Genomic DNA, 23,605 nt, shown 5'->3' with positions numbered 1-23,605 from the left:
AACTTAAGACTGGGCCAGTGCCTGATCAAAGTCGGACGTCAGATCAATGATCTCTTCGATACCCACAGAGATACGCAACTGATTGTCGGAAATACCCATCAGGGCACGCTGCTCGGGCCCCATCTCGTAGTAGATGGTATGGGCAACGGGCAGCACCAGACTGCGGTTGTCACCCAGGTGCGTAGCCAGAACAAAGACTTTCAGACGATTCAGGAAGTCGAAAATTTCGATGCCCTCTTCCAGCACGACACTCATCAGGCCGCCGAAGCGATTGCCGAACAACTGAGCCGTACGCTCGTGTTGGGGGTGATCCTCCAGACCCGGATACTGCACGTGCTTCACCTTGGGGTGAGCCTTCAAATGGCGCGCCAAAGCCAGCGCATTGGAACAGATGCGCTCCATACGTAACGGCAAGGTTTCCGAGCCTACAGCCAAACGGTGGGCCACATCGGACGACAAGGTGCCGCCCATATCGCGCAAGCCCTTCTTACGGATCTGTACCAGGCCCCAGTTCTGCGTATTGCCATTGCGGTACACCTGGGCAATATTAGGATAGGTCGTCCAATCAAACAGACCTGTATCTGTCACCATGCCACCCAGAGCATTTCCGTGGCCACCAATGTGCTTGGACAGCGAATTGACCACCAAAGAGGCTTTGAACTCGCGGCCGGGCGACAGGTAAGGCGAGGACAAAGTGGCATCGACCACATACAACAAGCCCTCGTCCTGACACCATTGCCCCACCCCTTTCAAATCAGCCACCTGTGTGCCCGGATTGGCAATGGTTTCAAGAAACACCATGCGAGTATTGGGCTGACGCGCGGCTTGCACCTGGGCCACATCGGTTGCGTCTACCAGCGTGGTTTGAACACCCAGGTCGCGCAAGGTGCCCAACAGACTATTGGTGTTACCAAACAGATATTTGCTGGCAATCAGGTGATCACCCTGGCGCAGCAAGGTAAACAGGGTCGCGGTCAAGGCTGCCATACCGGTTGCAAAGCTGACGCTGCCCACCCCTTTTTCCATACGCGTAATCTTGGCTTCCAGCGCCGCCGTGGTAGGTGTGCCCTGACGAGAATAGGTAAAGCCGGATTTGCCCTGAAAGACTGCGGCCAGCTCACGCGCATCCTGAAAACCGAACTCGGTCGATGGGTGCAATGGCTGATGAATAGCGCCATACTGCGTACCCAAACGACGGTCAGAGTGCAAGGTAGAGGTAATAAAGCCGTTTTCTTCCATGATCGTTTCAAAGCCCATAATGCGTGTACACACCGTCAGCACCGATTGGGTTTTGCCCGGCTGACGGCCAATTACTTATTATCTGGTGAAGCGGCGAATGAAGCCCGCCGTTTTTTATACAAATAAGTAATTAAGTAAGTAACAAGACTTAAAAGAAATTAGGCCTGGCTACGTTGACGCAAGGTTTCGTACAGACAAACCGCACTGGCGACACTGACGTTCAAGCTTTCTACCGCACCCATCATGGGAATGGAAACCAGCTCGTCGCAGGTTTCACGGGTGAGACGGCGCATGCCCTCGCCCTCGGCCCCCATCACCCAGGCCATGGGGCGGCGGGCATCCACCTGGTGGAATGTGTGGGTGGCTTGATCACTGGTACCGACCAGCCAGACGTCGCGCTCACGCAGCATGCGCATGGTACGGGCCAAGTTCGTCACCGTAATGTAAGGGGTCGATTCGGCTGCACCGCAAGCCACGCGCGAGACCGTCGCGTTCAGACCCACGGCACGATCACGAGGCGCAATCACGGCATGCGCGCCGGCTGCGTTGGCACTACGCAGGCAGGCACCCAGATTATGAGGGTCTGTGACCCCGTCCAGAATCAGCAAAAAAGGAACCTGACCGGCCTCTTCCAGATCATCCAGCAATTCGTTGACATCAACGGCCAGCTCTTGCTCCAGAGCCAATGCCACCACACCCTGGTGACGTGTGCCTTTGGCCAGACCATCCAGACGCTCGACCGGCACGGCCATGACTTTCAAGCCTGCCTGCTCTACCTGTTCGATAAAGGCCAGCATCCGTTTGTCGCGCCGGGTCTGATCCACATAGACCTCGCGCACCGAAGCGGCGCTGAAACGAACTCGGGCAATAACGGCATGGAAACCGGCCAAAACCTGCTGAGGCATAACAATCCTTGGGGGAAATAAGAGCAAATAAAGAAAGCCGGGCAAAAAGCCCGGCTTGGCATTGTACGCCTATCGGCGTCGCCCTCTAGGGCTGCGCGTGGATTTGGCGGACTTGGCTGCCTTCTCCGTACTGCGTTTTTCATCCCGCTCGGCCTGCTTTTGAGAAGCTCGTCGCTGGGAGGCCGTGGTGCCCTTCAAGGCCAGCGGCTTGGTTGAAGCCGCTTTCTTGATGGGCCGCTCGGACGGATCAGACCCTTCGGCCGCCGCCTTCACCGCTTTGTAGCCCACGCCTTTAACCAGACGGAACTCAATACGACGCGCCTCCAGATCAACACGGGCGACCTGCACTTGTACCGCATCGGTCAGACGATAACGCAGACCAGTGCGCTCACCACGCAACTCGTTCGAGGTTTCGTTGTACTGGAAGTAATCTGCGCCCAGCTCCGAGACGTGAACCAGGCCCTCCACATACAAGGTATCCAACGTCACAAACAAACCAAAGCTGGTTACACCACTGATCTTGCCAGAGTATTCCTCGCCCACGTGCTCTTTGACAAACCAGCACTTGAGCCAGGCTTCCACATCTTTAGAGGCCTCATCAGCACGACGTTCGCGCGCCGACAACAAGGCACCCAGTTTTTCCCAGCGTGCAAAATCGCGCTTGCTGGCTGGCAAGGCGGCATCGCCCGGTTCTTCGGCAATCGCCGGAATGTAGCGCTGGCCTTTCAAAATACCCTTGATGACGCGGTGCACCAGCAAGTCCGGGTAACGGCGAATGGGCGAAGTGAAATGAGCGTATTGTGAATAAGCCAGACCAAAGTGACCCGTTTTCTCCGGGCTGTAAATAGCCTGCTGCATGGAACGCAAGCACATGGTCTGAATAATGGCGAAGTCGGAACGACCACGAGCGGCGGCCACCACTTTGGCGTAATCGGCAGAAGTCGGTTCGTCGCCCCCTTCCAGGGTCAGACCCAAGCTACGTAAATATTCGCGCAAGGCTTCCAGCTTGGGTGGCGTTGGGCCCTCATGCACACGGTACAAACCATTGCGACGGCTACGAGCAATGAAGTCGGCAGCGCAGGTGTTGGCTGCCAACATGCACTCTTCGATCAGCTTGTGGGCATCGTTACGAACCAGAGGTTCAATACGCTCGATGCGACCCAAGGGGTTACACACGATTTTGGTTTCAACCGTATCAAAATCAATGGCACCTCGTGCAGTGCGCTGCTCGGCCAACAAACGGTACAAGGAGTACAGGTTCTGCACAGGTTCGAGCACATGCTGAATCTGTGCGGCGGCCGGACCTGTAGGCTGCTGCAGGGCGCTCCAGATATCGGAATACGTGGTGCGCGCATGTGAGTGAATGACCGCTTCATAAAACTGATAGGCCGACACGGTGCCGGATTTGGCACCATCGGCCAAGACGACCATATCGCACACCATGACCAGACGGTCTACCGACGGGTTCAGAGAACAGATCCCGTTGGACAGGCTTTCTGGCAGCATGGGGATCACACGGCGCGGGAAATACACGCTGGTGCCCCGCTCCAGAGCGTCTTCATCCAAGGCATCGCCGGAGCGTACGTAATGGCTGACATCGGCAATCGCCACCAGCAATCGCCACGCCCAGCGCGAGCGTTTGCCCGTGCCAATATCAACGCGTTCGCAATACACCGCATCATCAAAGTCCCGTGCGTCTTCACCATCAATGGTGATGAAAGGGACATCGCGCAGATCAACGCGACCTTTATATTCCGATGGCTTTACCTTGGCAGGAATACGGGCTGCCTGCTTGAGAGCCTTCTCGGAGAAATCGACCGGCACTTCAAACTTGCGCACCGCTATTTCGATTTCCATGCCGGGATCATCAATTTCCCCCAGCACTTCAATGACACGCCCCAAAGGCTGGCGATGGCGCTCGGGCTGCTGGGTGATCTCTACCGTGACGACCTGGCCGGGCTCGGCCTCGCCCTGATCTCCACTTGGGATCAGGATGTCGTGCTTGATACGCTGATCTTCGGGCACCACGATAAACGTGCCACGCTCGCGCAAGAATCGGCCCACCAGCTTACTGGTATGACGCGCAGTAACTTCGACAATCGAGGCATCTGGTTTGCCACGGTATTCACCGACGATACGCACCATAACGTGGTCGCCGTGCAACACTTTGGCCATCTCTCGTGGCGACAAAAACAGATCAGGCTGCCCATCGTCGCGCTGCAAGAAACCAAAACCGTCGCGATGGCCCAACACTTTGCCTGCGATAAAGCCAGTTTGGCTGTTTTTGCGAATTTTGCCTTCGGGGGAAATAAGCAATTGCCCATCGCGCTCCATTGCGCGTACACGCCGCTCAAAACCCACCGTAATTTCTTTGCCCAGGCCCAGCTTTTTCGCCAGAGCCTGCATGGTCAGGCCGTCTGCATCCTCGCGCAGCCCCGCCAAGATCACTTCCCGCGTCGGGGTATCCGGGTCAAAGTCAGGCGGCAACTCATAACGGCCCGTTGATTGAATACGGTCCTCAGTACTGTCTTGATGTTTTTTATTCAAAAGGACACTTCCATTATTAATAAAGTATGCCTATAATCTTTTTTCTTTGCTGCTCACGCAGCGAAGTCGTTAAAAAGCTTTTGGCACAACCATAAGCATACAACGATATGCCCAGGTGGCGGAATTGGTAGACGCGCATGGTTCAGGTCCATGTGCCTTCGGGTGTGGAGGTTCGAGTCCTCTCCTGGGCACCACAAATTCCTAAAAAGCCGATCATCGCAAGATGGTCGGCTTTTTTCATTCTCGCCCAGAAAGTCAGGTGCTTGAGCACCTGACGTGAGGACGAGAAAGGTCGGGCATGCAAGCCCGACCGGGGTCGCGCCTGTGTGACCGAGTCCTCTTCTGGGCACCAAAATTCCGAAAGGCCGATCATTTCTCAATGATCGGCCTTTTGTAGTTTGCTGCTTCACCAATTCAATATCCTTCAGCATCAGTGCGACAAAGCCTGACTGCGTCAGAAAACGAGCAGCAATGCGACTCCTTTCTTGTTTGAACACAGCCATTTCCACATAAAGAATCATCACTACATAATCGGCTGCTTTCTTTACAAGCTTGTGAATGCATAGGCAAACAAGCACTGGCGGGACCAAGCTGAAACCCTCAGGGCAGCACACCATCACACCCGTGCCTGCCCCTGCTTCGTACAGCCATAAAAAAAAAACCGACTGTGTTTCTACAATCGGTTTTCAGCTCCAGGATGTAGTGGGTTTAACCGCCACAACCACCGCAACAAGCACCATCTTCACCATGCACAGGTTTGGCGATTTGATAGCCTGCCTGCTCAACGGCAGCATGGAGGTCTTCCAGCGAGACCTGGGTTTCATCAAAACGGACCGATGCCTTTGCATTTTCGAATGAGGCATCTGCCGCTTGCACGCCATCGATAGCCGCCAAGGCAATGGCTACTTTATCGGCACATTCAGGATGTCGCAGACCCGCCAGTTTCAGCATTCCAACTTGCATTTTCTATCCCTTTAACATGAGGTGAGGCAGTTGATGAAATCGCCACCGCCCATAAAGATATATATTAAATACATCTTATAAATACGGCAAGAGACAAGAAGCCACCATAGATAAAAAAGCCCAGCTTGCGGCTGACTGACAGCAACGCCACGATACTGAGTAACGCCGCCATAAGCAGGGGATAGCTAGGCGCCACAGGCGAACTCGCCCAGGAGGGCAATCCCGTGACGATCACCGGGACAAAACCGCAGAGTACAGCCACCCCAATGTTATGACTCAAGGGCATACAGGTGCTTGGCCTACTACAGGCAGGAGCTCATGCAACTGCTGGGCCATGGGGCTGCGAGAAAGCCAAGTGCACAAGACTAGTCAGACGCAGGCTGCAATCAATAGAAAAGGCCAATCATCACTCTGAACACACACAACAAAAAGCCGACCATCTTGCGATGATCGGCTTTTTAGGAATTTGTGGTGCCCAGGAGAGGACTCGAACCTCCACACCCGAAGGCACATGGACCTGAACCATGCGCGTCTACCAATTCCGCCACCTGGGCTCTGACTGCGGAATTTGTTTTTCAACCAACCCCTGCAAGACAGAAGATAACTATAGCACGATTTTTAAATGATGCAAACTATTTCTGTATTTTTTCATATCCGACGGAAATAAACGCGGCCCTTGCACTTCATAAGAATCGCTTTTATGCTTATTGCTATATCAAGAGTTGGGGCAACCCATGCCAACCTGTGTACCCGCACAAGGTGGATTCAAGATATGGCCATCTGGCAATCAATGGGATCATCAAGACAAGAACCCGCTGCCAGCGGGTTTTTTTATGCTTGGCCCCTACCGGGCAAAGGGTCTTTTAATCCAACTTGCTCACCCGGAAGCGCCTTCCAAGAGCTAAACAGGAGTATTTCATGTTGTCTGCACCGTTTTACTATCACCTGACTTTAGAGCAGCACAGCTACCGCATTGTCCTGCGCCCCGGATGTTCCCGGCTGGCCGTGGTATGTGAACTGCATGCTGATACGGTCGGGGATTACGAGCCGCGCTGGCTGGGTTCCAGTTGTCGCGGTGGCTATTGGGCTCGCTTCCAGCATGATATCGACAGCACCTTGCTGCTGAACATGGATGCCATTGCCCGTTTGATTGACGAGCACCGTCTGGCTCATCCCAATGCCGTGCTGGATACGGATTTACAGCCCGTCCTGAACGTAGGCGGACGCTTGCGCGCCCAGCCCTACCCTCAGCAAAAAGCCGCTTAGTCCAGACGTGGGGCATCCTCACCCTGGTCACCTTGACGCCAGTAGCTACTGGCCCGAATCGCACCTTTGTCCAGACCGCGTTCTTGCACCCAGTATTCGCGCAGGCTTTGAGCAATGGCATATTCTGCGGCGACCCATACATGGCCGATGCCGCTCAGCTCGGGCGCAGCACGCAGAGCATCCAAAATGCCATTCAGACCGGCCAGCGAAGGAATCCAGTTCACCGTGACATGGTCCGGCGCTTCCATCGCACCCACGGTCAGCAGATTACGTGCCAGCACGTAAACCTGCACCTTCACGTTGGCCGGTAGTTCATTCACTCGTCGCGCCATGGCAGGCACAGCGGTTTCGTCGCCAATCAGGATTTGCCAATCCAGATCCTTGCTGACCAGAAAGGAGCCGCGCGGACCGGCCACGCCCAGCTTGTCACCCTCTTTGGCTTGCATGGCCCATTGGCATGCTGGACCTTCACCATGGACCACAAAATCAATATCCATCTCAAGTTCCTGTTCACGGAACAGGCGAGGCGTGTAATCACGGATGGGGGGCTTTTCCTGTCCGGCAGCAAAGACCATGCCACGATCGCCCATTTGGGGCAGGCGCAACTCTTTGGTGGCCGGGTCCGGGAAAATCAGCTTGACGTGATCATCAAAGCCGGGGGTATAAAAACCTTCCAGATCCGAGCCTTCCAGGGTGATGCGCACCATATCAGGACCCAATTCGCGCCGCTTTTTCACGGTCAGCAAACGCAACTTCAGGGTATGAGCCACTTTCTGCGTTAATTGTTCGGACTGCATTTTTCAGACTCCTTGGGCAAGTTCCGTATTTCGGCGATGGCTTTTTCCAGAATGGCCACCACCTCCGCCTGTCGCGCCAGACTGGCGGTCGATTGTTCAAACATGGCCTGCTTCAGGCTGTGGCGTACCTGGACAAATTCCGGCAACCAGCCCGTTTGCTCCTGCGCGGCCTTCAAATCCTCGTCGCTATTGTGTTCGGCCAGCATCTGCCGTATCCACACCAGCTTGCGCCCGCGATAGGTCAGGGACTGCATCAGGTAATCGCACTTTTCCTTTTGCTCTTGCAAATACGCTTGACCTTCCTTGGTCAGGCTGTACATCTTGCGACGACCTTCTTCTTCGATCAGCACCCAGCCTTGCGTGGCGCAATACGCAAGGGCGGGATACACCGCGCCCGCGCTGGGCACATAGCTGTTCTGGCTAAGCTGCGCAAAGCGGCGAATCAACTGATAACCGTGAGTACTGCCCTCTTTGAGCAGAACCATCAGCATGAGCTGCATGGCCCGAGCGGAGTACTTTCGGCCCTGGCCCATATCCAGCAGCATGCGCTCGACATCCACTGTATTGAATTTCATGTCCATACTCTTATGCTATATCACATGACACACTATAATGATAATGAGAATGCCAATCAACTAAAAACTGAAATTGAATTTATCGAGTGAAAAACGCTTGCTTTACTTTGGGATCTCATCCTATAATTTAATGCTTGAGACGGGCAGCAGCCTTAATCAAAGCCCAGGTGGCGGAATTGGTAGACGCGCATGGTTCAGGTCCATGTGCCTTCGGGTGTGGAGGTTCGAGTCCTCTCCTGGGCACCAAAATTCCGAAAAGCCGATCATCGCAAGATGGTCGGCTTTTTGTTTTGTACATTCAGCACACAAAAGGTTTGAAAATCGTGTTTGAGGGCGAGAATAGTTGCCATGCAAATTCTGCGGGGATCATCTCGATGCGCCCAAACTCTCTGCTGGCACTACAACCGCCGACCAGTAGAACTTCTTTCAGGATGCAACTCAAAGCGCCCAGAACAAACTCCAGCTGCACTGAAGAATAACCAAGCACAAAAAAGCCGAAACAGTGCCCATGTTGCTTCGGCTTTTTTACTCTGGCGGTGTTATCGCAAGTTATTCAGCTATCCCACCCTCTTCACCATCATTCCAATGGGCGATGACGACGTTGCCAGAAAGGCTGTGCCGCGTAGCGTTGCTCCATCCCATACAAAGCGTGCTGCGAATTCAAATGGCGCACCAAGCCCAGCAGATAGTCTTTCTCGTAAGCTCGAGCCGGTTCCGAATTGCCTTGTGTCAGGGCCACAGCAGCTTGCGCCGCTTGTGATCCGCTCCACAAGGCCGTTGCCAAACCGTTGGCGGCCAAGGGGTCCATGGCCGCGCCTGCATCGCCTGCTCGCAAGATACGACCTTCCACGAAGTAAGACACTGTGCAGCTGGCAGCGGCGCTGACTTTAGGCGTGTAGTCGGCCATCTTGCTATCCAGACCCAGGCTTTCCATACGCACCCGTGCCGCATCAGCACAGCCCAGCAAACCGGCCCATACCGCACCATCACGGCTCAAGCCATCAGGCAAAAGATCCGAGTCCGAGAACAAGGCCACCATCAAGCGATGACCTGGCATGGGGGACAAATACCACCAGCCCAGCTCTACCGCCTCCACCAGAGAAGCGGCTAATGGCTCGGCTCCTTCGGGCAAGTCAAAGACATGCCAGGCAGCGACCAGTCTGTCCAGACGATGGCGCTCGGCTGCCGCACCGGCGGACACGGCCGCACGGCCGGTGCAATCGATCAAGGCCGTTGCCTCCAGGCTGCTACCGTCTGCCAGCCTGGCAATGACTCCTTCCGCTTGATGCTCCAGACTCAAGACGCGAGTCTGGCGAATACTGACCTTCATTTCTTTTTGCACGCGCTCAAACAGCACCTGCTCCAGACGGGCCTTGTCCAGCAAATAGCCCTGCCCGTCCTCATCCTGCACGGTACGCAATCCTGCGCCACCCCATACTGAAAAACGCCCTTGAGAGCGCAAGGCAACCGTCTCGTCCAGGCAGCTTGCCCAGCCCAGACTGGTCAAGACCACGGCCCCGCGTTCGGACAAGGTCTCGCCAAACGAGGGCTGGGGCTCCTGAGGAGACACCAGCGTCACTTCCTGGCCTTGCATACTCAGGCGACGCGCCGCCGCTAAACCCGCCACACCGGCGCCAACAACAATAATCATGCCTTCATCCTCAGGTTCCCGCCTGCTTTATCAGCGGGACAATGTCCATAGAACCGCGTTGTACTTACCCATACAGCCCGGGCGGAACTCCCGCCTGCCCGACTGGCCCCGGACGTTTTACCACGACAGCCCGGTGAGGAAAACGATTTAAACCCAATAGGCACACTCAAGCCTATTGCAGCCACCTTAAACAGAAAAATCCACGAAACCCCGCGTCGATCCCCCCTCCCGAAAAAGGCCACGAATTAGCACGCATCAACACACATAAAATCCAACAAAGGGAAAACCGGCGGTCATTTTTTTATAGTTATAAAAATCACGAGACTTTTCTTTACAAAATGCGAGGCAACGAAAACAACATGACCCAGCCTCCCAACACCAGATAGGGGCCAAAGTGAATCGCCTGCCCTGCTTGCAAACGCCCACCAAGGCGCAGGACCAGAGCCGCCAACAGACCCAGTATCGATGCCGATAACAACACCCCCGGCAACGCAGTTGCTCCCAACCAGGCCCCCAAGGCAGCCAGTAACTTGAAATCGCCATACCCCATGCCCGCGCGTCCGGTCAGCAACAAGAACACATGGTTCAACAGCCACAGCAATCCGTAACCCAGCGCCGCCCCCATCACTGCCAAGGGCAGGCTGCTAAAAGTGTGATCCAGGTTGACCAGCAAACCCAGCCACAGCAAGGGTAAAGTCAGGCGATCGGGCAGATAGCCGGTTTCCGCGTCAATCCAGGCCAGCAAGGCCGTCCCGGCGATCAACACGCAAGCCGCCACTGCCGCTGGCGTCAGTTGCCAGCGCCAACCGGCCCATAGCATCAAGACCAAGGCCAGGCTCTGGCATACCCACCCCCATTGGCGATGGGTACGCGGCGAACGCCTGGTCAGTTCAGGCTCCAGCTCGATGGGCAGGCTCCAGGACAAGCGTCGGGCAGGCCAGACGAAACAGATTGCCAAGACCAGAGCAAGCCCCATTCCCGCCCAGGCATTGCCCCACGACGTCCACATCATAATGATCCTTCACTGGGTGAATAAACACGCGCTGGCACAGGCCGCGCAGCCCAAATCCTAGCAGAGCCTTGCGTGCTTTTGATGACGTAAGCATTTTTTGCTCCGAGGGGAAAAAGCCGGACGGTGGCATTTTTTTGTTACCCGAATGACAGACAGAGCCCCACAAGGCTAGGCATAATGCGCTTCACACCTTTGTTTCGCTTACGGATGAATAAGGAAGCGCTATGAACCACTTTGTGCCCCACGCTGCGCGTACGCCTCGCCTGCGCTCTTTGACCGGCGCCCTGCTCCTGGTCTGGATGGGCTCGGCAGCCAGTAACGCCTGGGCTCAGCAGATCGAGTCCATTACCTTATCCAGCGCTGGTATGGCCGAGATCGAGCGACAAGTCCCCATTTCCGACGCAGGCACCGCCCAGTTGCGTGTACCGCTGACTCAGGTCGATGACATTCTGAAAACCCTCATGGCCGTCGATGGCAAGAACCGCATTGACTCCCTGACTTTGTCGGGTCTGGCCCCACTGAAAGAAAGCTTCGACAGCCTGCCCTTCTCGGCCAAAGACCTGCGCTCGCCCGCTACCCTGGCGCAGGCCCTGCGCGGCCAGCAAGTCAGCGCCAGTTCGCAAGGCCGTCTGGTACGTGGTGCCATCTTGGGGGTGCAAGCAACGGCAGCCACTAATGAGCGTCCCGCCCAGGCCATCTTGAGCATACTGACAGAGCAAGGCCAGATCCAGACTCTGGAGCTGGGCCCGGATACCAGCCTGGAAGTGCTGGACAAGACTTTGCAGCAGCAATTGCAGCAGGCCACCGACGTGTTGGCGGGCCAGAGCAATCAACAATCGCGTGATATTCAACTGGTCCTGAACAAGACCGATACCCAAACAGCGCGCCTGTCTTACCTGATTCCCGCACCGGTCTGGAAAAGCGCCTATCGCCTGATGATGCAGGACGGCAAGGCCCGTCTGCAGGCCTGGGCCATTTTCGAAAACACCAGCGGCGAGGACTGGAAGGATGTGAAAGTCACCCTCAGCTCCGGTTCGCCTGTGATGCTGCGCCAACGTCTGCTGGAGCGTTACTGGAACGAGCGCCCTGAACTGCCGGTGGCGGTAGGCAGCTCCATCGCGCCGCAAGCAGACACCCAGGCCACCTTGAGCGCGAATCGCGCCCGCAAAGCAGCCAGCGAGGCCATGCGTGCGCGCATGGCGCCAGCCGCTCCCGCTCCCATCATGATGGAAAGCGCGGCCTACGCCGCCGATAGCAGCATGGCCAAACAGTGGGCTTCGGGCGGCGCGGGTGCCAGCACCCAGGCACAGGAAGGCCAGACTCAAGTGCGCTTTAGCCTGCCGCAAAAGCTGAGCGTGCCCACCGGCCAGACGGTCTCAGTGCCGTTTATCGATACCTCTTTACAAGCCGAATCCCTGTCGGTGTACCGCAGCGGCCAGGCCGGTGATCACCCTACAGCCGCGATCTGGGTCAACAATGAACAGGCCAACAGCCTGCCGCCCGGCATCATCACGGTCTTTAACCAGGCGGATGGTCATATCGGTGATGCAGAACTGGCCGGTCTGCCTGCTGGCGAGCAGCGCCTGATCTACTTTGCCCAGGACAACAAAGTGCAGGTCCGCGAAGAACAGACGGATGAGTACCGCCTGAGCAAAACCCGTGTGACCGACGGCGTAGCCCGTTCGGAATGGACACGCGTGCAGAACTTTCGCTACGAGATCAAGGCCCCCGCGGATGAGGACCGCACGGTGCTGATCCAGTTGCCCCGTCAGGACGGCTGGACCTTCAAGTCAGATGCTCACGACAGTGATACCGCACAGGAACACCGCCTGAAGGTAAACGTGGCCAAAGGCAAAACCGTTACCGTCACCGCGCAACTGAGTCTGCAAGACCATATGGAATTGCGCCTGGAGGAGATCGACGAGAACATGCTGCTGCAATGGCGTGGCAACGGCCAGGACAGCGCGCAACAAGCCAAGATGGACAAGCTGATCGAGCTGCGTCGTCAACTGAGCCAGGCCCAACACGCGCAGAACCAGGCCGTCGAGCGCCTGAACGAAACCGTGGCCGAACAGGAGCGCATCCGCGCCAACCTGGCTGCGGTCAGTGCTCAAAGCACCTTGGGCCAGCGGTTTAGCGAGCAACTGGCCCAACAGGAAGACCAGATTGCCAGCCAGCGCAAAGCCGTTCAGGAACGGCGCGACGCCGTGCAACAAGCCCGTCAGGCTTTTGAGAAGGGTCTGGCTGAACTGGCTTGATCCTGCTCGCTATACAGGCACAGGCAACTCGGCCTGCACCTGCTCCAGAAACGCGCGTATGGCATGGCCCTGCGCGCGTTCTTTCAGGCAATACACGAACTCGCTCAAATGAGCCGAGACATCACTCAGCGGCAAGCTGATAATGTCCGGATGCGCAGGCACTTCACGCAAGGGCAGCAAGCTGGCCCCCATGCCACACACCACCCCCCACCCGATCGCCTCCCGACTACCGATTTCCAGAATCTGGCTTGGTTCCTGTCCGGCCTGACGAAACACTTGATGGCACAGCTCGCGCGTCATGGACCCTTGCTCACGCATCAAAATGGGATAGCGGCACAAATCCATAATGCGCACACGTTGGCGATTTGCCAAAGGATGGTCCACCCGCAGCACAGCGACCAGAGGATCGGAGGCTAGCAGCAGGCGCACCAGGCGCGAATCATCAACCAGTGCCGACGACGCGATCACATCCAACTGATAGTCATGCAAGGCCCCCAAAACCCGTTGCGAGTTATCAATGCTCAAGCGCATCTTCACGCCGGGGTAGGCCTGATGGAAATTCCGTAATACCGCCATGATGTAATACGGCCCAGTCGCGCCTACCCGCAGCATGCCGCTTTTAAGATCGCGCAGATCGCGCAAGCTGAAATCGATCTGCGCGGCCTGCTGCATCAACTGCTCGACCTGGGGCAGGAGCCGTTCCCCCTGCTGGCTCAAGTACACACCCTTGCCTTGCCTATAGAACAGCTCCACGCCATAGCGGGTTTCCAGCTGCCGCAGATGCGACGTCACCGTGGGTTGGCTGATCCCCAGTTGCTGGGCAGCCTTGGTAATAGAGCCACAATGGGCGGTGGCGTGAAAGGACTTCAGTTCCAGAGCCAGCATGCTGCCGCTCTCCTTGCTAAGACTCAAAGCCCAAATTATCCGATTCTCGTATTACAGAAATTAGTTGTACTGTCATAGGGCCGCCATATACGCCTCCCATACTGACGTTCATGACATTCATGACAAGTCGGAACCCCGGGATGAGCGCCAAGCCTGCATTTTTAACCATACAAGGACTGCACAAGCAGTTCGGCTCCTTTACTGCTCTGGACCAGGTCAGCCTGGATATACAAGCCGGTGAACTGGTGTGCTTGCTGGGCCCATCGGGCTGCGGCAAAACCACCTTGCTGCGATGCATTGCCGGGCTGCAACAAGCCGATAAAGGCATCATCGTGATGGCAGGCCGAGACATTACCCACCTGCCGCCCCAACAGCGTGACTACGGCATTCTGTTCCAGTCCTACGCCCTGTTTCCCAACCTGACCGTGGCCCAGAACATTGCCTACGGCCTGTCTCCACGCAAGAACCTGGCTACCCAAGTACGTCAGCGCGTGTCTGAAATGCTGGACCTGGTAGGTTTGTCCGGATCGGAAAACAAATACCCGGCACAACTGTCCGGTGGCCAGCAACAGCGCGTGGCCCTGGCCCGTGCGCTGGCTCCCTCACCCTCGCTGCTCTTGCTCGATGAGCCCATGTCGGCTCTGGATGCCCAGGTGCGCGAACGCCTGCGCAGCGAGCTGCGCGATCTGCAAAAACAACTCTCCATTACGACCCTGATGGTCACGCATGATCAGGAAGAGGCCATGGTCATGGCCGACCGTATCGCCGTCATGGACAAAGGCCGCCTGGTGCAGTTTGATCGCCCCCAGGCCTTGTACCGCGCTCCTGCGGATCCGTTTGTAGCCGGCTTTATCGGTGATGCAAACTGGCTGCCCTTCACCCCCTTGCACGATTGTTCAGTGCTGGTGGAACGTGTCCGTCTGGACTTGAGCCAGGAAGCCCCCACCCGCGCCGGACGCCTCTTCATTCGTCCTGAGAACATTCGTGTGTTGGACAACAACAGCCCCGCTCCTGTCACCAATACCTTTTTAGCCGACATTGTGGATGGCATCTTTCTGGGTCGTCACTACAAGCTGACGCTGCGCCCCGAAGGTATGGATGGACTGACCGTGCAGGCCATCGTCAACCCCGAGCAGGGCGACCGCTTACTTGATCCCTTGGCCGCACGTCGCTGCCGAATCCAGCTTCCCAGCGAGGCGCTGCATGCCCACCACTGATTCCATGCCACAGCCTGGTACTGCGCCCCTGACATCCACCAGCCTGTATAGCCTGCCTGTAGCTAAAACCAGCGTGAAGAACCACCCCTTGATTCGCCCCGTGCTGCCGGCCTGGATAGGCTCGGCAGTACGACGCATCTTATTGATTGCCCTGTTTGCCCTGCTGATCCTCTTTCTGGCCTTGCCCATGCTGTTTATCTTGCTCCGCGCCATCCAGGACGGTGACGGGCAGTTAGTGGGCGTGGGGCAGTTCTGGTCGATTATCAGCGCACCCGGCTTTATGTCCATGGTGGGCCGCAGCGTGCTGGTCGGCGTAACCACGCTGATTATTGTCATCCCCGCCGCCTACGCCTTTGCCTTTGCCCTGCAACGCTGTTGCATACGGGGCGCAGGCATGTTCCGTGCCCTGGGCCTGTTGCCCTTGCTGGCTCCCTCCTTGATGCCGGGTTTATCGTTGATTTACTTGTTCGGCAATCAGGGCTTGCTGCGCCACTGGTTGGGCGGCGAGACAATTTATGGTTTCTGGGGCATTGTGCTGGGTGAAGCCTTCTACACCTTCCCGCATGCTCTGATGATTCTGAGCACGGGGCTGGCCCTGGCCGACGCTCGCCTGTATGACGCCGCCCGCGCCATGGGTGCGAACTCCTGGCGCCGTTTCTTGACGGTGACACTGCCCGCCAGCCGCTATGCCATCTTTTCTGCTGCTTGCCTGGTCTTTACGCTGACCGTCACCGACTTCGGTGTACCTAAAGTCGTGGGTGGCTCCTACAACGTACTGGCCATGGAAGCCTATAAAGCCGTGGTCGGTCAGTTGCAGTTCTCCAAAGGCGCCGCCATTGGCGTGCTGCTGCTGATTCCCGCTGTGCTGACTTTCTTTCTGGATCGCCACCTGCGGGCTCGTGCCCGTGGCCAGGCTCAAGGATCGCTGAGCGCCTATTCGCCCCTGCCACACCGTCAGCGCGACCGTTATTTCACCGCTGTCCTGATACTGGTTTCCCTGGCCATTCTGACGATTGTGGGCATGGCGGTCTGGGCCTCGCTGATCAAGTTCTGGCCTTACAACCTGAGCCTGTCCCTGAAGTCCTACGACTTCAACAATATGGACGGTGGCGGCTGGTTGGCCTGGCGTAACAGTTTGACCATGGCCTTGTTTACCGCCGTTCTGGGCTCAGCCCTGATCTTTCTGGGTGCCTGGGTACTGGAGAAACTGCCAGCCCGAGGCAAGGCCGAAAAAGGACTGTACGGCATGCTGCACATGCTGGCACTGGCCCCTATGGCCATTCCCGGTCTGGTGCTGGGCCTGGGCTACATCTTCTTTTTCAATCACCCCGAGAACCCCTTGGCGGGACTGTACGGCTCCATGACCTTGCTGGTGCTGTGTACCGTCATCCACCTGTACACCAGTGCTCACCTGAACTTTGTCACTGCTCTGAAAGCCATTCCCGGCGAGCTGGAAGCGGCGGCTGCGTCCCTGAAAGCGCCACGCCTTTCCACCTTGATGGGCGTGACCGTGCCACTGTGCCTGCCCGCCCTGCTATCGGTTTCGCGCTACCTGTTTGTATCGGCCATGACAACCGTGTCTGCCGTGGTCTTTCTGTACAGCCCGCAAACCGTACTGGCCTCGGTCGCGGTCATGAATATGGATGATGCCGGCTTTATTGGCCCGGCTGCCGCCATGTGTACGGTCATCATGCTCAGCTCCGGCTTTGTCTGTCTGCTGGTTCATGTTCTGAGCCGTGCCGCCTTGCGCCGCAGCCAAGCCTGGCGTTCCACCTCTTCCCTTTCCCCAACCCGATAGGACCGCAATGCCATCCCCTACTTGCGCGAATACGCCATTAGCCACGCCACGCTCCCAGGCCCCGCGCCTTGAAGCCCTGATCTTTGACTGGGCCGGTACGCTGGTGGATTTTGGCTCCTTTGCCCCGACCCAAATTCTGGTGGAAGCCTTCAAATGCTTTGACTTGACCCTGAACCTGGACCAGGCCCGCAGCGCCATGGGCATCGGTAAATGGGACCACATCAAGGCCATGCTGGCACTGCCTGAGGTGCATGCCCAGTTCATGGCCCTGCACAATCGTGAGCCCGATGACAGTGATGTGGACCGTATCTACAACACCTTCTTGCCCATGCAAAACGAGCGCGTGGGTGAGTTTTCCACCGCCATTCCCGGTGCGCGCGAAACGCTGTCCTGGGCACGCCGCCAAGGGCTGAAAATTGGTTCCTGCTCCGGCTATCCGCGCCTGGTGCTGGACAACCTACTGCAACACGCGCACCGCCAGCAAGTGCTGGTGGACTACCACGTGGCTTTTGACGAAGTCCCCCAAGCGCGTCCCTGGCCTGCCATGGCGTTGGAAAACGTCATTCGCCTGGAGATCACGAATGTCGGTGCCTGCGTGAAGATTGACGATACCCCGGTCGGTATCGAAGAAGGTCGCAATGCCGGCATGTGGACCGTGGGCTTGCTGCTGTCGGGCAACGCCGCTGGCCTGACCGAGCTGGAATTTCTGGCTCTGGACGAGCAAAGCCGCCAAACCCTGCGCGATCGCGCAGCGGCCACCTTTGCCCATGCCCAGCCCCACTACCTGATTGATACCGTTGCCCAACTACCCGCCGTGATTGAGCAAATCACCGAGCGCATGGCCCAGGGCGAATGCCCTGCCGACTCCCTCTAACCCCCACCCCCCTTTTGCTGTCACAAGGACACTTCTCCATGAAAACCATTGTTCTGAGCTCCTTGGCTGCCGCTTTGATGGGCGCCGCTTCCCTGGCTCAAGCCGCTACAACCCTGACCGTCTACACGGCGCTGGAAGCCGATCAGCTCAAGGCTTATCAGGCTGCTTTCGAGAAAAAAAATCCCGATATCAAGATCCAGTGGGTACGCGACTCCACCGGCATCATTACCGCCAAATTGCTGGCTGAAAAGAACAACCCAAAGGCTGACGCCGTCTGGGGTCTGGCTGGCTCCTCACTGGGTTTGATGGCCAGCCAGGACATGCTGCAACCCTACGCTCCCCAAGGCCTGGACAAGATCGACGCCAAAATGCGCGACCAGAACAACCCGCCTAGCTGGGTTGGTATGGACGGCTTTGCCGCTGCCCTGTGTGTCAACACCATTGAGCTGGAAAAAAACAAGCTCCCTATGCCCACCTCCTGGGAAGATCTGACCAAACCCGAATACGCCGGCAAGATTGTTATGCCTAACCCCGCCTCCTCGGGTACCGGCTTTCTGGACGTGAGCGCCTGGCTGCAACTGTTTGGTGAAGACAAGGGCTGGGCCTTCATGGACGGTCTGCACAAGAACATCGGTGCCTACACCCACTCCGGCTCCAAGCCTTGCAATATGGCCGCTGCTGGTGAATACACGATTGGCGTGTCCTTTGACTACCGTGGCGCTCGCCTGAAAGAAGAAGGCGCTCCCCTGGAACTGGTGTTCCCCAAAGAAGGCCTGGGCTGGGAAATCGAAGCCGCTGCCATCATGAAAGGCACCAAGAACCTGGAAGCCGCACAGAAACTGGCTGACTTCTCCGCCAGTGAAGAAGCCAACCACTTGTACAAGACCAACTTTGCCGTGCTGGCCATTCCTTCCATCGCCACGGCTAACCCACATCTGCCTACAGACCTGAACCAACGTCTGATCGACAACAACTTCGTCTGGGCCGCTGAGAACCGCGAGCGCATCATCGAAGAGTGGACCAAACGTTACGACGGTAAATCGGAAGCCAAGAAGTAATGAACACACAACACTACGATGTAATCGTGGTGGGGGGCGGCATCCTGGGCATGGCACATGCCTGGGCGGCTGCCCGCCGCAAGCTGAGCGTCGCTGTGCTGGAGCGCAGTCACCAGGCCCAAGGCGCCACCATACGTAATTTCGGTCAGGTTCTGGTCACTGGCCAGGCACCAGGCATCATGATGGATCTGGCTCGCCAAAGCCGCGGTCTGTGGTTGGAACTGGCTGAGCAAGCCGGTTTCCATGTACGCAGCAATGGCTCGCTGGTGCTGGCACGCAATCATCTGGAACTGGAACTGCTGGAGGATTTTGCCCAGGGCCGTGCCCAAGAAGAAAACGTCGCCTGCAAAATGCTCAACGGCAAAGAACTGGCCTCCCTATTTGATGGCCGTTTGGGGCATCACCACGGTGCGCTGCAAGGCTTTGATGATTTGCAGATCTACTCGCGCGACGCCCTGCCCGCCATCACCAGCAGCTTGCAAGCTATGGGCGTGGATGTGTACACCCAGACGCATGTGCATTATGCGCAAGAAGGCCAGGTACACAGCAGCGCGGGCAACTTCACAGCCAACAGCATTTTTGTGTGCCCCGGCCACGACTACAGCAGCCTGCATCGCGACCTGCTCGACACTGTCAAACCGTCGGTGACACATCTACAAATGTTGAAAGTACGTGCGCAAGATACCGGCTGGGCTTTGGACCGCCCTTTGCTGACGGGTTTGTCCTGCCTGCACTACGGTGCCTTCAGCGATCTGCCTCTGGCAGACACGCTGCGTGAACAAGTACAACAACGCCATGGTGTCTTGCTGGATCAAGGCATCCATCTGCTGATCAGCCCCACACCAGAAGGTGACCTGATCATTGGCGACTCGCACGACTACGGCCTGCAAGCCAGTCCCTTCAATCAGGAGGACACCGATCAGTACTTGCTGGCTCTGGCAGAAACGGTGCTGGGTTGCCCGGTACAGGTTTTGCAACGCTGGCAAGGCGTGTATGGCGCCAAAGGCCCTGGACCGTTTTCGGTTCTGCAAGCCGATGGCAGCACGCAAGTGACGGTCATGCACACGGGCTTGGGAATGACTACAGGCCTGGCCATTGGCGAACGCAATATTGCGGCGCGCTACGATTGATCAGTACCCCCGCCCTGCCGCTCCGGCAAGGCAAGTGCCAGAGATAACTGATCTGTATACTGGCCCAAAAAACGCGCAGCCCACGCTGCGCGTTTTTCTTTTCCTAAAGCGTGTGCCTGGATGGCGGAATTCAAGCCCCCAAAACAGGGCAAATCCATGCATTTTCTTACTGGGAATTTCCCATGAGAAACCCAATAGAGTGGAATAAAATACGCCACACAATAGGCCAGAGCGGGCGCTCATGAGCTTTAGCAATCCACATAGCCATGCCGCCAAGTACCTCGTCGCGATTGGCGATGAAATCCCGGCCTACCCCATGACAGGAACGGATCAATGAAAGACAGTGAGAGCGGGTTGCACTTTATAGACTGCAATGAAGCGCAGCATGCAACCGCCATTTTGGCAATTCTGAACGATGCCATCGTGAACTCCACCGCACTCTACGACTATGTGCCGCGCCCACCCGAGGCCATGGTGAGCTGGTTTGCCACCAAACGCGCCAATGACTTTCCGGTGGTCGGAGTGATCGATGAAACCGGCACACTGATGGGTTTTGCCAGTTGGGGCAGCTTTCGCGCTTTTCCCGCCTACAAATACACCATGGAGCACAGTGTGTATGTGCACCCGGAACACCGTGGCAAAGGTTTGGGCAAAATCCTGATGCAAGAGTTGATACGTCGTGCTCGTCAGGCCAATCTCCATACGCTGGTCGGTTGCATTGATGCCAGTAATGCCGGCAGTATCCACCTGCACCAAAGCCTGGGCTTTACGCATGCCGGCACCTTCAAGGAAGTGGGCTTCAAATTTGGCCGCTGGCTGGATGTGGCTTTCTACCTGCTGACGCTGGATACGCCTGCCGAGCCGGTAGACGGCTGAAGAGTATCGAAAAAGCCCCCACGCTGCGCCTACGGCTTGCTGCCCCCCGAGGGGGAGCTTTTGCCTTGGGGCGGCCCGGCGGCAAAAAAGCCCCCTCGCTGCGCCTTCGGCTTGCGCTCCACCTCGCGGCTTGTATGCCGCTCGGATTCGCTAGGCACACAGCAGTCCGCAATGGACTGCTGTGTGTCCAGGCTCATCCCCGAGGGGGAGGTTTCGCCGGAGGCGCCGAGCCTTGGGGCGGCACGGCGACAAAAAAACCATCGCTGGCAGCACGCCGCGATGGTTTTTCTCAAACGGTTTGTCCCTGACTCAGGCGCTGGCTTTCGGCTTTTCGTAACAGACCGCAAAGGCAATCACGCCCAGCACAAGACTGAACATCCCCACACCCACTGCCACGGCAGCCACCAGGCCCAGACCAATTGCAATAAACACGCCGGGAAAGGCGTAGTTTCGCAACCAAGAAGGCTTCTTGGGAACAAGAAATAGCCCTAAAAACAAGAACCAGGGCATCACAATCGTCCAGAACAGACTGTCCATTAGCACGTCACGCATCATTATTCCATTGAAGTAGGAGGGGCTTGGGCGAGAGCTAGACACCCCCGCCGTTCTGGGTGGATTGTAAACGTCCTGAGGCTGGCCTCCCAGTATGGGCGACTGTTATAAAAGAGGATTATTGTTTTACAGCTAAAGGACACGCCATGAGTACGCTTAGCTTGACCAGCGCAGACCAGCACCGTTTCCAGGCCTATGCCGCAGGCGACGAAAAGGCCGAACGTGGCTTGATCGTGTTGCAGGAAATTTTTGGTGTGAATCAACACATACGCAACACCTGCGAGCGTTTTGCCGAGCAGGGCTACCGGGTCTTGTCCCCCGCCCTGTTTGATCGGCAGCAAAAGAATGTAGAACTGGGCTACACCGCCCAGGACGTGCAAGCCGGTCTGGCCCTGCGCAACGGCATTGCCCAGGATAAAACCCTGCTGGATATCCAGGCCTGCGTGGACGCCTTGGGTTCGCGCAAGATTGGCATTGTGGGGTATTGCTGGGGGGGCTCCTTGAGCTGGCTGGCCGCCTGCCACGTGCAGGGTCTGAAAGCGGCCAGTTGCTGGTATGGTTCGCAGATTGCCCAGAACGCCCAGGAACAGCCCAAGATTCCGGTGCAAATGCACTTTGGTGCCCAGGACCACTCCATTCCCGCCAGCGCCATTCAGACGATCAAAGACGCTCAGAAGGAGGTGGCCATTTACGTGTATGAGCCTGCCGGTCATGGTTTTGGCTGCGACCACCGCCCTGACTTTCACGAGGCGTCCTACAAACTGGCTCAGGAACGTACACTAGCCTTCTTTGCCGAACATCTGCGTTAACCATCCATGCTTGAATCCAGCGACGACCTGCTTGCCCTGTTGAACACCACCATGCCTTATGGGAAATACAAAGGTCGCTTGCTGGCGGACCTACCGGGGCATTATCTGAACTGGTTTGCCCGCGAAGGCTTTCCTTCCGGGCGGCTGGGTCAACTACTGGCTCTGATGCACGAACTGGATCATAACGGTCTGAAATCCTTGCTGGATCCCTTGCGCCCGCGTGGCCGGTAAGCAGACCAATACCTTACTGAAAAGCAGGCTGCGGCGGTCTGTCGACAGCCCGCTTGCTACTATCAACACTTCCTCTACGCCCCATTGTGAAGGACGTCATGACCATCGATCTCTCTGCCTTTCCCATCACCCGCAAATGGCCCGCTCAGCACCCCGAGCATCTGCAACTGTATTCCTTGCCCACCCCCAACGGCGTCAAGGTTTCCATCATGCTGGAAGAAATTGGCCTGCCCTACGAGCCGCATCTGGTCAGCTTTGAGCGCAACGACCAGCTCAGCCCGGAGTTTATTTCGCTCAGCAGCAACAACAAGATCCCGGCCATTCTGGACCCCAATGGCCCCGGCAATAAGCCGCTGGCCCTGTTCGAGTCCGGTGCCATCCTGATCTATCTGGCCGAAAAATCCGGTCAGCTCCTGTCGGTTGACCCAGCCCAGCGCTATGAAACCCTGCAATGGCTGATGTTCCAGATGGGGGGCGTCGGTCCCATGTTTGGTCAGCTAGGCTTCTTTCACAAATTTGCCGGCAAGGACTTTGAGGACAAGCGCCCTCGCGACCGCTATGTCAACGAATCCAAGCGTCTGCTGGGTGTGATCGACAAGCACTTGGACGGCAAGGACTGGATGGTGGGCAACCACTACTCTATCGCCGATATTGCCCTGTTCCCCTGGATTGCCAACCTGATTGGTTTTTACGGCGCAGGCGAGCTGGTGGAGTACGAGCAATTCAAGAACGTGGCTCGCGTTCTGCAACAATTCCAGGCCCGCCCGGCAGTACAACGCGGCCTGAATATCCCTGTTCGCGATTAATGGATAAGCAGCGCCAATCAATGCTTATAAGCCAATATGCAATAGCCCTGCTATCAAACTGGTCTTTTTTGTTTCGCTTGGCGCCAATCCGTACAATTGGCCTCCTAAACATTCTGCGCAAGCGGTACTATTCCGTTTGCCAGGCTTGCCCATCAA

At 56.9% G+C, this 23,605-nt stretch carries 21 protein-coding genes, 3 tRNA genes and 1 riboswitch; of the genes, 13 read left to right on the top strand and 11 right to left on the bottom strand.

What is annotated here, in order from left to right:
• Nucleotides 1-3: 3 nt before the first annotated feature.
• The 3 genes from LNA76_RS02980 to rnr all read right to left on the bottom strand — a co-directional run bounded on the left by LNA76_RS02980 (nucleotide 4) and on the right by rnr (nucleotide 4,691).
• A complete protein-coding gene (locus LNA76_RS02980) occupies nucleotides 4-1,239 on the bottom strand; it encodes a cystathionine gamma-synthase family protein (RefSeq protein ID WP_094197010.1) in 1,236 nt (411 codons plus the stop codon).
• A 158-nt stretch (nucleotides 1,240-1,397) separates the two neighbouring features.
• A complete protein-coding gene (rlmB, locus tag LNA76_RS02975; RefSeq protein ID WP_063690574.1) occupies nucleotides 1,398-2,144 on the bottom strand; it encodes a 23S rRNA (guanosine(2251)-2'-O)-methyltransferase RlmB in 747 nt (248 codons plus the stop codon).
• A gap of 69 nt (nucleotides 2,145-2,213) precedes the next feature.
• Nucleotides 2,214-4,691 (bottom strand): ribonuclease R, encoded by a 2,478-nt coding sequence (rnr, locus tag LNA76_RS02970; RefSeq protein ID WP_230017871.1) that lies wholly within the window; start codon nucleotides 4,689-4,691, stop codon nucleotides 2,214-2,216.
• A gap of 109 nt (nucleotides 4,692-4,800) precedes the next feature.
• Here rnr and LNA76_RS02965 point away from each other — a divergent pair.
• Nucleotides 4,801-4,885: transfer RNA gene (locus LNA76_RS02965), tRNA-Leu, on the top strand.
• Between the two features lie 514 nt (nucleotides 4,886-5,399).
• Here the strand turns inward: LNA76_RS02965 and LNA76_RS02960 are convergent.
• Nucleotides 5,400-5,654 carry a heavy-metal-associated domain-containing protein gene (locus LNA76_RS02960; protein WP_094197012.1) on the bottom strand — a complete coding sequence of 85 codons (255 nt, stop codon included), beginning with the start codon at nucleotides 5,652-5,654 and terminating at the stop codon, nucleotides 5,400-5,402.
• A gap of 469 nt (nucleotides 5,655-6,123) precedes the next feature.
• Nucleotides 6,124-6,208 (bottom strand) — tRNA-Leu (locus tag LNA76_RS02955).
• A gap of 153 nt (nucleotides 6,209-6,361) precedes the next feature.
• Nucleotides 6,362-6,455, top strand: a riboswitch (SAM-I-IV-variant riboswitch).
• Between the two features lie 117 nt (nucleotides 6,456-6,572).
• On the opposite strand from LNA76_RS02955, the gene LNA76_RS02950 reads away from it, so the two are divergent.
• A complete protein-coding gene (locus tag LNA76_RS02950) occupies nucleotides 6,573-6,920 on the top strand; it encodes a hypothetical protein (protein ID WP_230017869.1) in 348 nt (115 codons plus the stop codon).
• On the opposite strand, the gene LNA76_RS02945 is transcribed toward LNA76_RS02950, so the two are convergent.
• Nucleotides 6,917-7,717: a siderophore-interacting protein gene (locus LNA76_RS02945; RefSeq protein WP_230017867.1), complete on the bottom strand. Its 801-nt coding sequence runs from the start codon at nucleotides 7,715-7,717 to the stop codon at nucleotides 6,917-6,919. The two genes, LNA76_RS02950 and LNA76_RS02945, sit on opposite strands and share 4 nt — an antisense overlap.
• Entirely contained in the window at nucleotides 7,699-8,292 is a 594-nt protein-coding gene (locus LNA76_RS02940) for a PadR family transcriptional regulator (RefSeq protein ID WP_230017866.1), read from the bottom strand. Before LNA76_RS02940 ends, LNA76_RS02945 begins: the two co-directional genes overlap by 19 nt.
• A 161-nt stretch (nucleotides 8,293-8,453) precedes the next feature.
• Between LNA76_RS02940 and LNA76_RS02935 the strand changes: the two genes are divergently transcribed.
• Nucleotides 8,454-8,538: transfer RNA gene (locus tag LNA76_RS02935), tRNA-Leu, on the top strand.
• 331 nt (nucleotides 8,539-8,869) lie between these two features.
• Here LNA76_RS02935 and LNA76_RS02930 read toward each other — a convergent pair.
• Both LNA76_RS02930 and LNA76_RS02925 read right to left on the bottom strand, forming a co-directional pair.
• Nucleotides 8,870-9,943, bottom strand: a complete 1,074-nt coding sequence (locus LNA76_RS02930; protein WP_094197016.1) for an NAD(P)/FAD-dependent oxidoreductase — start codon at nucleotides 9,941-9,943, stop codon at nucleotides 8,870-8,872.
• Between the two features lie 331 nt (nucleotides 9,944-10,274).
• Nucleotides 10,275-10,955, bottom strand: a complete 681-nt coding sequence (locus tag LNA76_RS02925; RefSeq protein WP_413544451.1) for a prepilin peptidase — start codon at nucleotides 10,953-10,955, stop codon at nucleotides 10,275-10,277.
• A gap of 224 nt (nucleotides 10,956-11,179) precedes the next feature.
• On the opposite strand from LNA76_RS02925, the gene LNA76_RS02920 reads away from it, so the two are divergent.
• Nucleotides 11,180-13,213 (top strand): DUF4139 domain-containing protein, encoded by a 2,034-nt coding sequence (locus LNA76_RS02920; protein WP_230017863.1) that lies wholly within the window; start codon nucleotides 11,180-11,182, stop codon nucleotides 13,211-13,213.
• Between the two features lie 9 nt (nucleotides 13,214-13,222).
• Here LNA76_RS02920 and LNA76_RS02915 read toward each other — a convergent pair whose 3' ends face one another.
• The gene (locus tag LNA76_RS02915; RefSeq protein ID WP_094197019.1) at nucleotides 13,223-14,098 is read right to left on the bottom strand and encodes a LysR substrate-binding domain-containing protein; all 876 of its coding nucleotides are present in this window, start codon (nucleotides 14,096-14,098) and stop codon (nucleotides 13,223-13,225) included.
• 140 nt (nucleotides 14,099-14,238) lie between these two features.
• Here LNA76_RS02915 and LNA76_RS02910 point away from each other — a divergent pair, with 140 nt between their 5' ends.
• The 6 genes from LNA76_RS02910 to LNA76_RS02885 all read left to right on the top strand — a co-directional run bounded on the left by LNA76_RS02910 (nucleotide 14,239) and on the right by LNA76_RS02885 (nucleotide 21,051).
• A complete protein-coding gene (locus tag LNA76_RS02910) occupies nucleotides 14,239-15,315 on the top strand; it encodes a putative 2-aminoethylphosphonate ABC transporter ATP-binding protein (RefSeq protein ID WP_094197020.1) in 1,077 nt (358 codons plus the stop codon).
• Nucleotides 15,316-15,406: 91 nt separating this feature from the next.
• Entirely contained in the window at nucleotides 15,407-17,113 is a 1,707-nt protein-coding gene (locus LNA76_RS02905) for a putative 2-aminoethylphosphonate ABC transporter permease subunit (RefSeq protein WP_420866722.1), read from the top strand.
• Nucleotides 17,114-17,120: 7 nt separating this feature from the next.
• Entirely contained in the window at nucleotides 17,121-17,987 is an 867-nt protein-coding gene (gene phnX, locus LNA76_RS02900) for a phosphonoacetaldehyde hydrolase (protein WP_108727629.1), read from the top strand.
• Between the two features lie 38 nt (nucleotides 17,988-18,025).
• Complete coding sequence (locus LNA76_RS02895) at nucleotides 18,026-19,045, top strand: putative 2-aminoethylphosphonate ABC transporter substrate-binding protein (protein WP_094197023.1); 1,020 nt, start codon at nucleotides 18,026-18,028, stop codon at nucleotides 19,043-19,045.
• The gene (locus tag LNA76_RS02890; protein ID WP_230017860.1) at nucleotides 19,045-20,175 is read left to right on the top strand and encodes a TIGR03364 family FAD-dependent oxidoreductase; all 1,131 of its coding nucleotides are present in this window, start codon (nucleotides 19,045-19,047) and stop codon (nucleotides 20,173-20,175) included. The genes LNA76_RS02895 and LNA76_RS02890 overlap by 1 nt, the downstream gene beginning before the upstream one ends.
• A 333-nt stretch (nucleotides 20,176-20,508) precedes the next feature.
• Nucleotides 20,509-21,051 (top strand): GNAT family N-acetyltransferase, encoded by a 543-nt coding sequence (locus LNA76_RS02885; protein WP_230017858.1) that lies wholly within the window; start codon nucleotides 20,509-20,511, stop codon nucleotides 21,049-21,051.
• 309 nt (nucleotides 21,052-21,360) lie between these two features.
• Here the strand turns inward: LNA76_RS02885 and LNA76_RS02880 are convergent, their stop codons facing one another.
• Nucleotides 21,361-21,603 carry a hypothetical protein gene (locus tag LNA76_RS02880; protein ID WP_230017856.1) on the bottom strand — a complete coding sequence of 81 codons (243 nt, stop codon included), beginning with the start codon at nucleotides 21,601-21,603 and terminating at the stop codon, nucleotides 21,361-21,363.
• Between the two features lie 146 nt (nucleotides 21,604-21,749).
• Here LNA76_RS02880 and LNA76_RS02875 point away from each other — a divergent pair, with 146 nt between their 5' ends.
• The 3 genes from LNA76_RS02875 to LNA76_RS02865 all read left to right on the top strand — a co-directional run bounded on the left by LNA76_RS02875 (nucleotide 21,750) and on the right by LNA76_RS02865 (nucleotide 23,449).
• Nucleotides 21,750-22,412 (top strand): dienelactone hydrolase family protein, encoded by a 663-nt coding sequence (locus tag LNA76_RS02875; RefSeq protein ID WP_094197027.1) that lies wholly within the window; start codon nucleotides 21,750-21,752, stop codon nucleotides 22,410-22,412.
• 6 nt (nucleotides 22,413-22,418) lie between these two features.
• Nucleotides 22,419-22,643: a DUF3820 family protein gene (locus LNA76_RS02870; RefSeq protein ID WP_094197028.1), complete on the top strand. Its 225-nt coding sequence runs from the start codon at nucleotides 22,419-22,421 to the stop codon at nucleotides 22,641-22,643.
• Between the two features lie 98 nt (nucleotides 22,644-22,741).
• A complete protein-coding gene (locus tag LNA76_RS02865; protein ID WP_094197029.1) occupies nucleotides 22,742-23,449 on the top strand; it encodes a glutathione binding-like protein in 708 nt (235 codons plus the stop codon).
• Nucleotides 23,450-23,605 lie beyond the last annotated feature (156 nt).

Source organism: Alcaligenes sp. MMA, from assembly GCF_020907215.1.
Lineage (GTDB): Bacteria > Pseudomonadota > Gammaproteobacteria > Burkholderiales > Burkholderiaceae_B > Alcaligenes > Alcaligenes aquatilis.
Note: the sequence above shows the minus strand (reverse complement) of the source record. Positions and strands in the feature narration are given on the sequence as shown.

Coding starts and splice junctions, on each gene's coding strand:
- LNA76_RS02915 (WP_094197019.1), bottom strand. CDS start 14,098: ATGCTGGCTCTGGAACTGAAGTCCTTTCACGCCACCGCCCATTGTGGC.
- LNA76_RS02920 (WP_230017863.1), top strand. CDS start 11,180: ATGAACCACTTTGTGCCCCACGCTGCGCGTACGCCTCGCCTGCGCTCT.
- LNA76_RS02925 (WP_413544451.1), bottom strand. CDS start 10,955: ATGATGTGGACGTCGTGGGGCAATGCCTGGGCGGGAATGGGGCTTGCT.
- LNA76_RS02865 (WP_094197029.1), top strand. CDS start 22,742: ATGACCATCGATCTCTCTGCCTTTCCCATCACCCGCAAATGGCCCGCT.
- rlmB (WP_063690574.1), bottom strand. CDS start 2,144: ATGCCTCAGCAGGTTTTGGCCGGTTTCCATGCCGTTATTGCCCGAGTT.
- LNA76_RS02980 (WP_094197010.1), bottom strand. CDS start 1,239: ATGGAAGAAAACGGCTTTATTACCTCTACCTTGCACTCTGACCGTCGT.
- LNA76_RS02880 (WP_230017856.1), bottom strand. CDS start 21,603: ATGCGTGACGTGCTAATGGACAGTCTGTTCTGGACGATTGTGATGCCC.
- LNA76_RS02910 (WP_094197020.1), top strand. CDS start 14,239: ATGAGCGCCAAGCCTGCATTTTTAACCATACAAGGACTGCACAAGCAG.
- LNA76_RS02875 (WP_094197027.1), top strand. CDS start 21,750: ATGAGTACGCTTAGCTTGACCAGCGCAGACCAGCACCGTTTCCAGGCC.
- phnX (WP_108727629.1), top strand. CDS start 17,121: ATGCCATCCCCTACTTGCGCGAATACGCCATTAGCCACGCCACGCTCC.
- LNA76_RS02890 (WP_230017860.1), top strand. CDS start 19,045: ATGAACACACAACACTACGATGTAATCGTGGTGGGGGGCGGCATCCTG.
- LNA76_RS02885 (WP_230017858.1), top strand. CDS start 20,509: ATGAAAGACAGTGAGAGCGGGTTGCACTTTATAGACTGCAATGAAGCG.
- LNA76_RS02960 (WP_094197012.1), bottom strand. CDS start 5,654: ATGCAAGTTGGAATGCTGAAACTGGCGGGTCTGCGACATCCTGAATGT.
- LNA76_RS02895 (WP_094197023.1), top strand. CDS start 18,026: ATGAAAACCATTGTTCTGAGCTCCTTGGCTGCCGCTTTGATGGGCGCC.
- LNA76_RS02870 (WP_094197028.1), top strand. CDS start 22,419: ATGCTTGAATCCAGCGACGACCTGCTTGCCCTGTTGAACACCACCATG.
- LNA76_RS02950 (WP_230017869.1), top strand. CDS start 6,573: ATGTTGTCTGCACCGTTTTACTATCACCTGACTTTAGAGCAGCACAGC.
- LNA76_RS02945 (WP_230017867.1), bottom strand. CDS start 7,717: ATGCAGTCCGAACAATTAACGCAGAAAGTGGCTCATACCCTGAAGTTG.
- LNA76_RS02940 (WP_230017866.1), bottom strand. CDS start 8,292: ATGAAATTCAATACAGTGGATGTCGAGCGCATGCTGCTGGATATGGGC.
- LNA76_RS02930 (WP_094197016.1), bottom strand. CDS start 9,943: ATGATTATTGTTGTTGGCGCCGGTGTGGCGGGTTTAGCGGCGGCGCGT.